This window comes from Comamonas suwonensis (assembly GCF_012844455.2).
Lineage (GTDB): Bacteria > Pseudomonadota > Gammaproteobacteria > Burkholderiales > Burkholderiaceae_C > Comamonas > Comamonas suwonensis.
On record NZ_JABBCQ020000004.1, the window covers coordinates 188,014 to 202,551 of the forward strand.

The following is a 14,538-nucleotide window of genomic DNA, read 5'->3' on the forward strand; positions in this document are numbered from 1 at the left end:
GACGCGCAGCAGCGACGCAACTAGTCCAGATATGGCATCCAATGGCACAGCGCATTTCGCATAATTCAACTCATGACCCCACCCAGCCAGCCCCGCCCCAGTCAGCTTCTTCAGCCCCAGCGCGATCCGGTGCCCGCACGCGAGGCCTCTACTATCCTGCTGTTGCGTGATGGTGCCGATGGCTTTGAAGTACTGATGACAAGGCGCGCCGACCAAGGAATTTTTGCCAATGCCTATGTATTCCCCGGCGGCGGACTGGAAGATCAGGATGCCGACCCGGCCAACCACGCGCTGGCTCGCATGCGCCCCAGCATGGTTGAGGTAGGTGGCGATGAACGCATCACGCAGGCTCTGGCCGGCATTCGCGAGACGTTTGAAGAGCTGGGCATCTTGCTGGCCTATGACGAAACGGGCCAGCCCGTTCCCCCCGCACAGGTGCAGCAGCTGGACCGCCATGCATCGCTGTATGAGCAATGCCGCAAGCGCGGCTGGACGCTGGCCGTCGATCAGCTCTGGTACCTGGCGAACTGGACAGCGCCTTTTGACCTGCCAAAGCGCTTCAACGTCCCGTTTTTTGTAGCGCGTATGCCTGAAGGGCAAACACCGGTGGCCGATGAAACCGAGCAGTTCGAGCCCACCTGGATTCGCCCACAAGATGCGGTGGAGCGCTTTCAAGAGAAAAAGCTGTTCATCCTCTTCCCCACCCTGCGTACGCTGGAGCGAATCTCTGTTCTGCCTGACACGCAAGCGCTCATCAACACACTGCAAGGCGAAAAACCACTGTGGCAGGCCTGCCCGCGCGGCGGCCACCTGCAGGGCAAAGATACGCGCCACGCCGAAACCGACATGGCCTATGGCGAGCTGGAAATGGTGCTGCCCGACGGCCACGGTATTCATCACCTGGACTGGCAGAACGAAAAGGCCGTGCCGCTGCGTAAAAACCTGATGCGCCTGACGGCCCCCAACCCCGGCATGATGAGCGGCCCCGGCACCAACACCTATCTGGTGGGTGATGCCAGCAGCGGCTACATCGTCATCGACCCTGGCCCCAACGAGCCCGTGCACCTGCAACGCATTCATGTGGCCACGGGGGGCGATATTCGCTTCATCGTCTGCACCCACTCCCACCCCGACCACTCGCCCGGTGCCGCGCCGCTGCAGGCCTTGGTAGAGCACTCAGGTCAGGGCAAGCCCCCCGTCATGGGCATGGCATCAGCCCCCACGGCGCGGGCCAATAGCCGTTTCAAACCCGATGTTTCGCTGAGTGATGGAGAGCGCATTACGCTGACTGGACAAGGGCCAGACGGCGAAGTTACGCATACACTGCAAGCCATCTTCACGCCCGGCCATGCGGCCAACCACCTGTGTTTTTTGCTGGAAGAGGATGCGCTGCTGTTCAGCGGCGACCACATCTTGAACGGCAGCACCACCGTGATCAGTCCGCCAGACGGCAACATGATTGATTACTTGGCTTCGCTGGATAAGCTGCACGCGCTGTGCCTCGAGCGCAGCATTCGCTACATCCTGCCCGCCCACGGCTATGTGCTGGGCTTTGCGCGCCATCAAATCACCAAGCTCAAGGCCCACCGACTGGCGCGCGAGTCCAAGGTGCACAACGCCATGCGCACCAAGCCCGACGGCAGCATTCAAGAATGGGTGGCCATTGCCTATGCCGACACGCCGCCCGCTCTGTGGCCCGTGGCTCAGCAGTCCCTGCTGGCCCATGTGGAGCGGATTCAGAAGCTCTGTCTGGGCAGATAAGCCAGCAACCGCCTCCTAGACCTGTGGACAACTAGGACATGGCCGTGGCATTAAGCTATCGCCATGTCTGAATCCCTGCCTGAACAACAACAAAGCATCCGCCTCGCCAAACGCGTGGCGGAGCAAGAAAAATGCTCGCGTCGCGAGGCCGAACTGCATATCGAGGCGGGCAATGTCCAGGTCGATGGCAAAGTCGTGCAAGTGCCTGAGACACGCGTCAGCCCCGAACAGGTCGTGACCGTGCGCGCCGGCGCCAAACCCGAGGCGCTGCCCCCCGTCACCATTCTGATGAACAAGCCTTCGGGCATGACGCAAGGCAAGGCCTATGGTCGCGTACGTAGCGCGCATTCGCTGCTGGGCGAAGCCACCAAAGCCCAGCTGGACACGCCCATGCCCCAGCTGGTGCTGGACCATCACTTCAAAAACCTGGAGTCGTTCCTCACGATTCCTCTGCCCGCCAGCGGCCTGATTGTCTATACGCAAGACAAGCGCATCATCCGCAAGCTGGCTGAAGAAGGTCAATGGCTGGAGCAGGAAATCATCGTCGGCGTGGAAGGCCAGATCATTGAAGATGGTCTGGAAATTCTCTACGAGGGCCTGCCTATCCCCGGCGGCAACGGTCACCGCCGTATGCCCCCCTGCCATGTGAGCTGGCAGAACGAAGGCCATCTGCGCTTTGCACTCAAGGGCATTGCGCCTGAAGAGATCGAAAAGATGTGCGACGCCATTGGCCTGAGCGTGACCAGCATGCGCCGCCTGCGCATTGGCCGCGTGTCTTTGGGCAAGGTGCCAGAAGGGCAGTGGCGCTACCTGATGCCGTGGGAACGCTTCTAAGCCAGCCCACTATCAAAAAAAGAGCTTCCAGCGCTTTATACGTAAGCACTGGAAGCTCTTTTTGTTGGGAATAAGTGTGAAGTGCGCCGATAAGCCGGATTCTGTGCACAACGGTTGCCCGCCATGTGACCGCCATTAATCTTGGCTGCCAGTCGCCTGACAGCTCGGTGCTACCTACCCGCACACTCCGGGGGCCCCGTCAACGTGTGCCTACTTGGTATTGCTGCGCGTAGAGATTGCCCGTTTCACCCCCGGTGGTCTACCTTGCGGCACGCCCCCGGGACTCGTCTCTGTTGCTCTGATCCTCACCTCACGATGGACAGCTGTTAGCTGCTACGCCGCCCTATGCAGTCCGGACGTTCCTCCAGTACGGTCTTTCGACCCAACGCAAGCGTTGGCCTTTCGGCTAGTACCAGCGGCGGTCTGGCGCACTTCACGGGTGGCATTATCTCGCGTTCACAAAGAGCTTGCACTGAACTCGCGCCGAAACTGCTCGGGCGGCAGGCCTGATTCACGCTGAAACATGGCAATAAAGGCCGAAGGCGTGCTGTAACCCAGGTCGTAGGCGATGCGTTGCACGGTGTGGCCAGCCTCCAGCGCATCTATCGCGCAAAGGTAGCGCATGCGCTGGCGCCACTCACCCAAGCTCATGCCCAGCTCGCGCTGGCAGTGGCGGGCCAGCGTGCGCTCGGTCATGTGCACGGTCTCGGCCCACTCGGCCAGACTGCGGTGGTCACCCGGACCGGCCTGCATTGCGTCCAGCACCTGCACCAGCGACGGGTGCTGGGCCATGGGCAGAAAACTCAGCTCCAGCGGCGTGGCGCATAGCTGGTCATGCACCGCCTGCGCCAGCCTGAGATCTGCTGCGGTGGTTGGCGTCTGCACACCGCGCAGGCCAAAGTCCAGCAGGATGGCTTTGACAATAGGCCCCATCCGCATGCAGCCCGCCAGCTGCGGCAAAGATTCGCACAGCTCAGGGGCCAGGTAGACGGAGCGGTACTGCACCGCATGCTGCAGATAGCAGCTGTGCACCACGCCGGGCGGAATCCACACCCCATGCTGCGGCGGACAGAGAATGCGGCCCGCAGGCACCTCCATGCTCAGGCTGCCATGCGAGGCATAGTTCAAATGCCCCCAGCGGTGCGAATGCGGCGGTGCCTCGCTGTGCGCGCCAAACTCGTCGTAGCGAAAGTAGTAACTGCCTTGCACCTGATCCGTGTCCAGAATGGCAACGGAATGGCGCTGAGCTGCGGCTTGATTGGTCTTCATCGCCTTCGTCCAGCTTGCGCTATGGTTTGTCTGAAATCAGGAATGCACTTTAAATACGTCAGTCGCATGATAGACCCATCAAGGAGTCTTCATGGGTGCATACCTATTACCGCTGGGCGCGGTGCTGATCTGGTCGGTCAACACCGTCGTCAGCAAAATGGCGGCGGGCAGCATCAGCGCGTCGGAAATTGGTTTTTTCCGCTGGCTGGTGGCCGCCCTGCTGTTCACCCCGTTTGTGCTTCCAGGCATCTGGCGCCTGCGCGCCGTCATCAAGCCGCTGCTGCCCCGCATCACGGTGCTGGGTGTGCTGGGCATGGTGATTTACCAAAGTCTGGCGTATTACGCGGCCCACTACACCACCGCCACGCATATGGGCATCATCGGCTCGCTCACACCCATGCTGGTGCTGGCTTTGGCCGTGTTTCTGCTGGGGCAGCCGCTGACGCGCGGCGGGGTCTGGGGTTCGCTGCTGGCTATTTTGGGAGTCGCGTTGGTGGTGTCGTCAGGCAATCTTGCGCATCTGGCATCTGAAGGCCTGAACCTGGGCGACGCCATGATGCTGCTGGCCATGCTGGCCTATGCCATCTACAACATTTTGCTCAAGCGCTGGCCCATGCCTGCGCTCAAAACGGTGCAGTTGCTGTATCTGCAAATTCTGGTAGCGGTGGTGGTGCAGTTTCCGCTGTACCTGTTGTCACCCAAGACGGGGCTCAACGCCAGCAATATGGGACTGGTCGCCTTTGCCGGCATCATGGCCTCCATCGCAGCGCCGCTGTTGTGGATGAAGGCAATCAACGCGCTGGGCCCCAGCCGCTCCAGCATGTTTTTCAACCTGATTCCGGTATTCACCGCCATCGTCGCTTTTGCCACGCTCCATGAACCACTGGCGCTGTACCACGCCGTGGGCGGTGTCATGACGGTTGCCGGACTGCTGCTGGCCGAGCTATGGAAAACACCGCTGCACGCCCGAAAATCGGCGGATCAGGCTACGTCTAGCTCAGCAACTTGACGATGGAGTAGCTCATCAGCGAGAGCAGCGCCACCACGGCAGCCAGCATCAACCAGGGTGCCCAGCGCTGCTCACGCCATGAAAAGCCCACCAGCAACGTGGTGCAACTGGCAGCCAGCGCCATCAAGATTGCATTGAAAGAAAGCATGAAAGCACCCTCCGAGAAACAGCTCAACCCCATTGTTGCCATGCATGCGGCAGCACGGTGATCTGTCTGGCCGGGGCTTGATCTGCGACAGGCATATTCATATTCCTGCACGGTAGAACAAGTACGCCACAATGCATGCATCGGGCCTTGCTCGCCCCTCTGCACTCTTATCCACACCCGGAGGCTTCATGAAGTTCGACAACGTTCTGCAAACCATTGGCAACACGCCCGTCATTCACATCAACCGCCTGTTTGGTGACAACACCAATGTGTGGATCAAGTCCGAGCGCGGCAACCCCGGTGGCTCTATCAAGGACCGCATTGCACTGGCCATGGTGGAAGATGCGGAAAAATCCGGTGCCTTGAAGCCAGGCGGCACCATCATCGAGCCCACCAGCGGCAATACCGGCGTGGGTCTGGCTCTGGTCGCCGCCGTCAAGGGCTACAAGCTGATTCTGGTCATGCCCGAGAGCATGAGCATCGAGCGCCGCCGCCTCATGCTGGCCTACGGCGCAGCGTTTGATCTGACCCCCAAGGAAAAAGGCATGAAGGGTGCCATCGCCCGTGCGCAGGAACTGGCTGCGCAAACGCCCGGTTCCTGGATTCCCCAGCAGTTCGAGAATCCTGCCAACGTGGCCGTGCACGAAGCCACCACCGCGCAAGAAATTCTGCGTGACTTCCCCGAAGGTCTGGATGCCGTGATTACCGGCGTGGGCACGGGCGGCCATCTGTCTGGCGTGGCCAAGGTACTCAAAGCCAAGTGGCCCAACCTCAAGGTCTATGCGGTGGAGCCTTCCGCATCCCCTGTGATCTCTGGTGGCCAACCAGCACCTCACCCCATACAGGGCATTGGCGCGGGCTTTATCCCCAAGAATCTGGATACCAACCTGCTGGACGGCGTAATCCTGGTCGAAGCAGAGCCTGCCCGTGAATACGCTCGCCGCATGGCTTCTGAAGAAGGCCTGCTGGTGGGCATTTCCTCCGGTGCCACACTGGCCGCCATTGCACAAAAGCTGCCCGAGCTGCCCGCTGGCGCCAAGGTGCTGGGCTTTGCCTATGACACGGGCGAACGTTATCTGTCGGTTGAAGGTTTCCTGCCTCAGTCCTGATCTGCGCATCACTCCATCAAAAACGCCGCAAACTCTGCGGCGTTTTTGATAGAAAAATGGCTTTAACCCTAATAGATAAAAGCGCCAGCAGCTATCAATCAAGGAGTATCCAAAGCCACCGCAGCCAGCATGCGCACCACCTGCGCCATGCGGGTGTAGTCCAGCCGCTCCCAGGTATCGGTGCGCTGGTGGTAGTGCGGGTTACGCATGAACGAGGTATCCGTCACCATGACGGCCGGATAGCCCAGCCGCCAGTAGTTCAGGTGATCTGAAAAATCTACCCCATGCACAAAGCGCGGTGCATTGAGCGAATGCACGCCCAATGGATTCGGCCCGCCGCCTGCAGCGCGCATGACAGCCTTGGTGCGGCGCATTTCCCCAAAGTTTTTCATCTCGCCAATCAGGGCGATGAAGTTGCCCTTGTCCGGGTAAATCCAGCCCAGCGGTGCCAGTGGATAACTCTGGCTGCCCGCCTCGTCGCTGTAGTAGCCAATCATCTCCACAGACAGCATCAACCGCACAGGCTGGTTGCGCTGCTGCAGCGAAAGCGCATGGCGGTAGCTGCCCATATCGTCGGTGCGAAAGTTGGGTGGCTCCTCCAGTGTGTAGAACACCAGCTCCACCGGCCCGCTAGGCATGGCTTGCTTCAGCAAGCGGGCCAGTTCCAGCAGACCTGCCACGCCGCTGGCGTTATCGTCCGCACCCGGAGTGGGTACACCCTCCTGCGTGAGTGCTCTGTCGTAATGCGCGCCCATTATCAGCAACGGCGTGGAGCTCTCTGTAGGGCCAAAGCGCGCTATCAAATTTTCATAGCTTTGGTCATCCACCTCAAAGCGCTGGCGCTCTACCGTCACACCGGACTGGGCCAGTTCAGCCACAATGTAATCAGCAACGCGTTGCAGTGTCTGAGGCTGGTCAAAGCCTCGCCCCAGATAATCCTCGCTCAGCACGCGTACATGGTGACGCAGCCGCTCTGGCGATGCATGCAAATCAGGGATTGCGGCATTCGCCAAACCCGCCACCGGCTGAGAAATCACACAGCCGCTGATCGCCACAGTCACCGCTACCAGACTCATCCCAATCGCAGCGGCCAAGAGTCCTCTGCGGGATGCAGAATCGCGACGAAGCCAAGAAGTTGCAGCAGAAAATTTCATGGTTTTGAGGAGCTAGGGTATGAGCCCATGGTCTGAGCGGGCTTGGCCGCATCATCACACCGCCGCCGCCCACTCCCCTACCATGACGAACAAAAGTGCCAATAGCTGGTACTGGGAGTATTGCCATCGTGTTCCGATTTTTTGAAAAACAGGTCCCCCCCTATCCCGCGCAGGAGCCCAAGGTTCCGCCCGTGGGCTTTTTCGCCTTTGTCTGGGCCTGCACACAGGGCATGCGTGGCTGGATTGGGTTGATGACGCTGACGTCCGCCCTGCTGGCCGCCTATGAGGCAGTGCTGTTCGCCATCATGAGCCGCGTGGTGGACTGGCTAAGCGCAGCCGCACCCGCTGATTTCTTGGCAGAGCAGCGCGGCACTTTGATCGGTATTGCCGCCATCTTGCTGGGCAGCGTGGCGCTGCTGGCCTTGCACACCACGGTCATGCACCAGGTACTGGCCATCAACTTCCCCATGCGCCTGCGCTGGGTGTTTCACAAGCTGATGCTGGGCCAGAGCATGTCGTTTTACGCGGACGAATTTGCCGGCCGCATCACCACCAAGATCATGCAGACCGCGCTGTCGGTGCGCGAAGTGGTCTTCATGGTGGTCGATGTGTTTGTGGGCGTGGGCGTCTACATGATTGGCATTTTGATTCTGGCGGCCAGCTTTGAGTGGCGCCTGATGATTCCGTTTGCGCTGTGGTTTGTGGCGTACACCGCCGCCTGTTTTTACTTTGTGCCGCGTCTGGGCAAGATCGGCAAAGAGCAGGCCGACGCCCGCTCGATGATGACGGGGCGCGTAACCGATGCGTACACCAACATCGCCACCGTCAAACTCTTCGCCCATACACGCCGCGAAGCCGAATACGCGCGCAATGCGATGGAGTCGTTCAAATCCACCGGTTATGCACAGATGCGTCTGGTCAGCCTGTTCGAGATCACCAACCACCTGATGATCGCTCTGCTGTTGCTGGGCAGCGGCGGCACAGCGCTGTATCTGTGGACGCAAGGCCAGGCATCAGCCGGTGTGGTCGCCGCCGTGATTGCCATGGCGCTGCGCCTAATGGGCTATTCGCACTGGGTGATGTGGCAAATGACGGGTCTGTTTGAGAACGTGGGCACCATCCAGGATGGCATCACCACACTGACCAAACCCCGCACCATTTTGGATGACACCGACGCCAAGCCCCTGCAAGTGGCCCAGGGCGGCATTGCCTTTGAAGACGTGAGCTTTGGCTATAAGGCCGATGGCAAAAAGGTGATGAACCACCTGAACCTGCACATTCGCCCCGGCGAGCGCATTGGTCTGATTGGCCGGTCGGGCGCCGGCAAATCCACCCTGGTCAACCTGCTGCTGCGCTTTCATGAAGTGCAAGGCGGGCGCATCACCATTGACGGCCAGGATATTCGCCACGTCACCCAGGACAGCCTGCGCGGCGCGATTGGCATGGTGACGCAAGACACCTCGCTGCTGCACCGCTCCATGCGCGACAACATCCTCTACGGCCGCCCCGATGCGACGGAAGCGCAGATGCGGGCCGCCGCCGACAAGGCTGAAGCATCGGACTTCATCGCCACGCTGACCGACCTGAAGGGCCGCAGTGGCTACGACGCCCAGGTGGGCGAGCGCGGCGTCAAGCTCTCTGGGGGCCAGCGCCAGCGCGTGGCGATTGCCCGCGTGATGCTGAAAGACGCCCCCATTCTTTTGCTGGACGAAGCCACCAGCGCTTTGGACAGCGAGGTCGAGGCCGCCATCCAGCAGAGTCTGGACGGTCTGATGCAGGGCAAGACCGTGATTGCCATTGCCCACCGCCTATCCACCATCGCCGCCATGGACCGGCTAATTGTGATGAACGACGGCCATATCGAAGAAGAAGGCACGCACCAGCAACTGCTGGCCAAGGGCGGCATCTACGCCAAGCTGTGGGCACACCAGAGCGGCGGCTTTCTGGCCGAGGCCGACAACTCGGTTCTTTGATTATAGTCAGCAGGGAATTCAATAAAAACCGGCTGCAGCGCTTTATAGATAGGCGCTAGCAGCTCTCTTTATCAGAGCAACCCGCCGTTTGACGCAAGCGGTCTGCTGGTACCTAGTCCACTCGCACCAAGCGGCCCTGCCGAAGGTTTGCAAAAATGCAGGCAATCCAGCCACACAGATCACCATGAGCATCGAACTCCCCAAGCACGCACAGCAACAGGCCATCACGTCCATCGAGCGCTATTTCCGCGAGAACATGGACGAGCCCATCGGCAATATGCAGTCCGGCGCGCTGCTCAACTTCTTTCTCGCCGAGATTGGCCCGTCCATCTACAACAAGGCTGTCGCTGATGTTCAGGAGAACATGCAGGCCCGCCTGCAAGAGCTGGACTATGAAGTGGGCAAGGAAGAGTTCAGCTACTGGACGGCCAAGCGCCCCGGCCGCAAATAAAAGCAGCTTTCAAAGCATTCCCAGCAGCCTGACGCCCTCTGTCAGGCTGTTTTGTTCTGATCTACGAGTCCTTTGCCCGGCATCCCCTCGTAACATCAGCACATGCGCATCCTCCACACCTCCGACTGGCATCTGGGCCAGCATTTCATGGGCTACAGCCGACAGGCCGAGCATCAGGCACTGATCGATTGGCTTCTCACTCAGGTCCAGACCCAAGCGGTGGATGCCGTTCTGATCGCCGGCGATATTTTTGATACGGGCGCGCCGCCCAGCTATGCGCGCGAGCTGTACAACCAGCTGATCGTTCGCCTGCATGAAAAAGGCGTGGCCTTGCTGCTGCTGGCGGGCAACCATGACTCGGTCAGCGTGCTCGATGAAAGCCGCGATCTGCTCTCACACCTTGGCACCCAGGTCGTCAGCTCCACCGGCGACGATGCCCGGCATGTCGTCACACTGGCGCTAAAAAGCAGCGACAAAACACCCGGCTGCATTGTCTGCGCCCTGCCTTTTATTCGCCCGCGCGATGTGCAGCAAAGTCAGGCTGGGCAAAGCGCGCAGGACAAGCAGCAGGCGCTGCAGAACGCCATCGCAGCGACCTACCAGCGCGTGTATGCGGCGGCATTGCAAAAACAGGCAGAGTTGCTGACCAGCACGGGCCAGCAGTTGCCCATCATCGCCACCGGCCACCTGACCACCGTGGGTGCCAGCAGCAATGAATCGGTGCGCGAAATTTATGTGGGTGCGCTTGAAGCCTTTCCCACCAAGGCCTTCCCGCCCGCCAGCTATATCGCCCTGGGTCATATCCACAAGCCGCAAACCGTGGGCGGCTTGGAGCACATCCGCTACAGCGGCTCCCCCATCGCACTGGGTTTTGACGAAGCCAGGCAAACCAAGCAAGTGCTGTTGGTTGATGTGGATGCGGGCGGCCTGCAAGCCGCTACCGCCTTGCCCGTGCCAGTGTTCCAGCCCCTGCTCGCCCTCAGCGGCAGCCTGACCCAGTTGCCCGCTTTGCTGCAAGAAGCGGCAGCCCAAGCCAGCGGCGACACCACCGTCTGGGTTGAAGTGACAGTACAGGAAGACGACTATCTGGCCGACATGGCCAGCCGCGTGCAGAACATGGCCGAAGGCCTGCCGCTGAACATTCTGCGCATCAAGCGCCAGCGCGGCACCGCAGCTGCGCAGCTGACGGGCGATGCGCATGAATCGCTCGACGAACTCAGCCCGATCGAGGTGTTTGAGCGCCGCTTGGCGCAAGAAAGTCTGGAGCCGCCCCTGCAATCCGCCCTGACCGAGCGCTACCAGCAAGTGCTGCACTGCCTGAACGACACAAGCGGAGCTGCAGCTGGAGACGCCGCATGAAAATTCTGAAGCTGCGCCTCAAAAACCTGAACTCGCTCAAGGGCGATTGGCAGATCGATTTCACCGCCGCGCCCTTTGCCGACAGCGGCTTGTTCGCCATCACCGGCCCCACGGGAGCGGGCAAGTCCACGCTGCTGGATGCCATTTGCCTGGCGCTGTACAACCGCACACCGCGACTGGGGAAAATTACTAAAAGCAGCAACGACATCATCACCCGCCACACCAGTGATTGCTTGGCCGAGGTGGAGTTTGAAGTCAAAGGTGTCGCTTACCGTGCCTTTTGGAGCCAGCGACGTTCACGCGACAAATCCGATGGAAAACTTCAGGACCCCATTGTGGAACTGGCGCGTGTCGATAACGGCTGCATCATTACGGTACAGGCCAGCGAAAAACCTGACCGCGTCGCCGAGATCACCGGGCTGGACTTTGCACGTTTTACCAAATCCATGCTGCTGGCCCAGGGCGGCTTTGCGGCCTTCCTGAACGCCGATGCCAATGAGCGTGCAGAACTGCTGGAAGAGCTGACCGGCACCGATATCTACAGCCAGATCTCGCAAGCCGTTTTCGAGCGCGCCAAAGAAACCAAAAATGCGCTGGAAAAGCAGCAAGCCCAGGCCAATGGCATGCAATTGCTGGATGTAGCCACGCGTAGCGATCTGCAAGCGCAGACCGAACAACTGAGCGCCAGGCTGGTCGATATGCAAGCGCGCCACGCCCAGTTGCATGCCGTGCAGCAATCGCAAACGCAGACGACAAGCACCAGCGCCGAGGTGGAGCAAGCCCGCAGCGCAGAAGCCGCAGCACTGCAAGCGCTGGCAGATGCCGCGCCGGACTTGCAGCGCCTGCAAGCCCATGCGCCCGCCTTGGCGATTCGCCCCTTGCACCTGCAGTGGCAGCAAGCCAGCCATCAACTTTCCGCAGAGCAGAACCAGCTGCAAGGCATGCACGCCAGCCTGTTGCAAGCGCAGGTCGCTCAGAGGAGCCAGCACCAGCAAGCCCAGCAGCTGAGCGCCAGCGCGCTACAAAAAGCACAGCAGCAACTGCAATTCACAAGCGCCAAGCAGGCTGATTTGACGGCATGGATTCATACCCACGCCAGCCACGCGCAGCTGGGCGAAAGCCTCAGCGGCTGGCGCGAGCAACTGCAGCAACGCCAGCAACTGCAGCAGCAAACGGCACAGGCTGAAAACCAGTTGCTGCAGCTGCAACACACCGCTGCGCAACTGCAAGAACAAGCCAGCACCCAAGCCCGGCACAGCGCACAAGGTGCCGAGCAAGTGGCCCACGCCCTGCAGCAGCAACAAGCCGCAGAGCGCGCCCAGCTGCAACGCCTGGCCGCCCACGGCGCCAGCCTGCACCAGTTGCGCGCGCACTGGCAAACCGCACAACTGCAGTTGCACCACGGGCAGCAACTGCAAACCCATGCGGCACTGCGCCAGCCGCTGGAACGACAGCAACAGAGCTATGCACAAGCGCTGGCCACCAGCGAAGCCCGCGTTCAGCAGCAGCTGGGCGAACGCCAGGTCTTGCGCGCGCAATACAAGACGCTGCTGGAGAAAGTCGCAGACAAGCAAGCCCTGCTGACCCAGGAGCAACGCATTCAAAGCCTGCAAGCCCACCGCGCCGCGCTGCAGCCCGATGAAGCCTGCCCATTGTGCGGATCGCATGAGCACCCGGCGATCACCGAATATGCAGCGCTCGATGCGTCAGCCACTGAAGCGGCGCTCAAGCAGGCGCAACAAGAGCGCGATGCATTGCAGCAGCAAGGCGAGTTGCTGAACACCGCGCTGGCCACTAGCCAAAGCCAGCAACAACACCAGCAAGAGCAGCGCGATGCCACCGCCACGCAGATTGCGCAGTGGCAAGCGCGCTGGAATGCCTTGCGTGACCAGGCAACGGTTCCCGTGGCTGACACTGCATGGCAGCAGCCCGACGTGCTGAGCGCCGCCTGCGACAAGGCGCAGCAGCAGATCACAGCACTGGAGAACACCTTAGCCTCAGCCGATGCGGGCGAGCGCGATTTGCAGGCCGCCAAAGACGCCTATCAGGCCGCGTTGCACAAGCAGCAGCAGGCCGACCACGCACAGGCCAGTACCCAGCAAGCGCTGCAAAGCAATACCAACCAACAGCAGCAAACCCGCCAAGTGCTGCAAGCGGTGCAGCAGCAATCGACCAGTCTGCAAACCAGCGTGCAAGCCGCCATGCAAGCCGCTGGCTATGCCATGCCAGCAGCGGCGAACACCTCCGATTGGCTGACTCAGCGCCAGCAAGAATGGCAGCAATGGCAGCGCCAGCAAACGCTGCTGCAAGAGGTGACGCACCAGATCGAAGTGCAGCAGCGCCAGTGCGATCAAGCCGCGCAAGATGCCGAGCTCTGGCTGCAGCGCAACAACGCCTTGCTCGCCTTGCCGGCATTCCCCGTCGAGGTGCCGGCTTATTCCGCGACTCCCGCCGCCACACAGGCCGACTGCATCGAGCAACTGGAGCGCACTGCGCAAACGCTGGCATCGCTGCAAGGCCAGATCACCCACGCCCAAAGTACGCTGGCGCAGTTGCAGCAATCGGCAGACCAAGTGTATGGCGCATGGCAGCAAGCGCTGCAAACCAGCCCATTTGCCGATGAAGTGCAATACGCCACAGCCCTGCTGCCCGATGCCGAGCACCGCCGCCTACAGACGCTGAGCGATCAATTGCACACCGCAGCGCAGCGCGCCAGCACCTTGCTGGCCGATGCCAGCCAGCGACTGGCAGCGCTGCAAGCGATGGCTTTGAGCGATGAAGCACCCGAAGCCATTACCGAGCAGATCACGCAGCTGGAAGCAGAACGCACCCAGCAAGCCGAACAACTGGGCGCACACCGCGCCCGCTTGGCCGATGACGACCAGCGCCGCACCGGCCAGCAAGCGCTTCTGGAAAAAATTGCAGAGCAGGAAAAAGACAGCGACCTGTGGCAGCGGCTGGATGGCCTGATTGGCTCCGCCAAGGGCGACAAGTTCCGCAAGTTTGCGCAGGGGCTGACGCTGGATCATCTGCTGCACCTGGCTAACCAGCACCTGCTGCGCCTGCATGGCCGTTACCTGCTGCGCCGCAAGCCCACGGGCGAGCTGGAGCTCGATATTGTGGACAGCTGGCAAGGCGATGTGGCGCGCGACACGCGCACTTTGTCAGGCGGTGAGGCGTTTCTGGTCAGCCTGGCGCTGGCCTTGGCGCTATCCGATCTGGTCAGCAGCAAGACCTCTATCGATTCGCTGTTCCTCGACGAGGGCTTTGGCACGCTCGATGGCGACACGCTGGAAGTGGCGCTGTCCGCGCTCGATGCCCTGAACGCCAGCGGCAAGATGATTGGTGTCATCAGCCATGTGGAGGCGCTCAAAGAGCGCATTCCGGCGCAGATCAGAGTCGAGAAGGCAGCGGGGATTGGTTATTCAAGACTGGTGATCTAGCGCTACGTGATGTGACGGTTATGCATAG

General features: G+C 60.8%; 11 protein-coding genes and 1 other RNA gene. 8 read left to right on the forward strand and 4 right to left on the reverse strand.

Translation table 11 applies throughout. The features are described 5' to 3' along the window. Positions 1-72 precede the first annotated feature (72 nt). Together HF327_RS06215 and HF327_RS06220 are read left to right on the forward strand one after the other, a co-directional pair. Positions 73-1,761, forward strand: a complete 1,689-nt coding sequence (locus HF327_RS06215; protein WP_169107418.1) for an MBL fold metallo-hydrolase — start codon at positions 73-75, stop codon at positions 1,759-1,761. A gap of 63 nt (positions 1,762-1,824) precedes the next feature. Beyond that, a complete protein-coding gene (locus HF327_RS06220; protein ID WP_169107419.1) occupies positions 1,825-2,595 on the forward strand; it encodes a pseudouridine synthase in 771 nt (256 codons plus the stop codon). 74 nt (positions 2,596-2,669) lie between these two features. Here HF327_RS06220 and rnpB read toward each other — a convergent pair. Continuing rightward, an RNA gene (gene rnpB, locus HF327_RS06225) (RNase P RNA component class A) lies at positions 2,670-3,030 on the reverse strand. A 21-nt stretch (positions 3,031-3,051) separates the two neighbouring features. Beyond that, a complete protein-coding gene (locus HF327_RS06230; protein WP_169107420.1) occupies positions 3,052-3,864 on the reverse strand; it encodes an AraC family transcriptional regulator in 813 nt (270 codons plus the stop codon). A 91-nt stretch (positions 3,865-3,955) separates the two neighbouring features. Between HF327_RS06230 and HF327_RS06235 the strand changes: the two genes are divergently transcribed. Beyond that, positions 3,956-4,873, forward strand: a complete 918-nt coding sequence (locus HF327_RS06235) for a DMT family transporter (RefSeq protein ID WP_169107421.1) — start codon at positions 3,956-3,958, stop codon at positions 4,871-4,873. Here HF327_RS06235 and HF327_RS06240 read toward each other — a convergent pair. Next, entirely contained in the window at positions 4,857-5,021 is a 165-nt protein-coding gene (locus tag HF327_RS06240) for a hypothetical protein (protein WP_236024067.1), read from the reverse strand. The two genes, HF327_RS06235 and HF327_RS06240, sit on opposite strands and share 17 nt — an antisense overlap. Before the next feature lie 188 nt (positions 5,022-5,209). Between HF327_RS06240 and cysK the strand changes: the two genes are divergently transcribed. Further along, positions 5,210-6,130: a cysteine synthase A gene (gene cysK, locus HF327_RS06245; protein WP_169107422.1), complete on the forward strand. Its 921-nt coding sequence runs from the start codon at positions 5,210-5,212 to the stop codon at positions 6,128-6,130. Positions 6,131-6,228: 98 nt separating this feature from the next. Here cysK and HF327_RS06250 read toward each other — a convergent pair whose 3' ends face one another. Next, positions 6,229-7,224 (reverse strand): M28 family peptidase, encoded by a 996-nt coding sequence (locus HF327_RS06250; protein ID WP_198460433.1) that lies wholly within the window; start codon positions 7,222-7,224, stop codon positions 6,229-6,231. Positions 7,225-7,412: 188 nt separating this feature from the next. Here HF327_RS06250 and HF327_RS06255 point away from each other — a divergent pair, with 188 nt between their 5' ends. The 4 genes from HF327_RS06255 (at position 7,413) to HF327_RS06270 (ending at position 14,510) form a co-directional block, all read left to right on the forward strand. After that, positions 7,413-9,257, forward strand: a complete 1,845-nt coding sequence (locus HF327_RS06255; RefSeq protein WP_169107423.1) for an ABC transporter ATP-binding protein — start codon at positions 7,413-7,415, stop codon at positions 9,255-9,257. A gap of 184 nt (positions 9,258-9,441) precedes the next feature. Further along, positions 9,442-9,708 (forward strand): DUF2164 domain-containing protein, encoded by a 267-nt coding sequence (locus tag HF327_RS06260; RefSeq protein ID WP_169107424.1) that lies wholly within the window; start codon positions 9,442-9,444, stop codon positions 9,706-9,708. Positions 9,709-9,810: 102 nt separating this feature from the next. Next, a complete protein-coding gene (gene sbcD, locus HF327_RS06265; protein ID WP_169107425.1) occupies positions 9,811-11,067 on the forward strand; it encodes an exonuclease subunit SbcD in 1,257 nt (418 codons plus the stop codon). Further along, positions 11,064-14,510 carry an AAA family ATPase gene (locus HF327_RS06270; protein ID WP_169107426.1) on the forward strand — a complete coding sequence of 1,149 codons (3,447 nt, stop codon included), beginning with the start codon at positions 11,064-11,066 and terminating at the stop codon, positions 14,508-14,510. Before sbcD ends, HF327_RS06270 begins: the two co-directional genes overlap by 4 nt. The last annotated feature ends 28 nt before the right edge of the window (positions 14,511-14,538 follow it).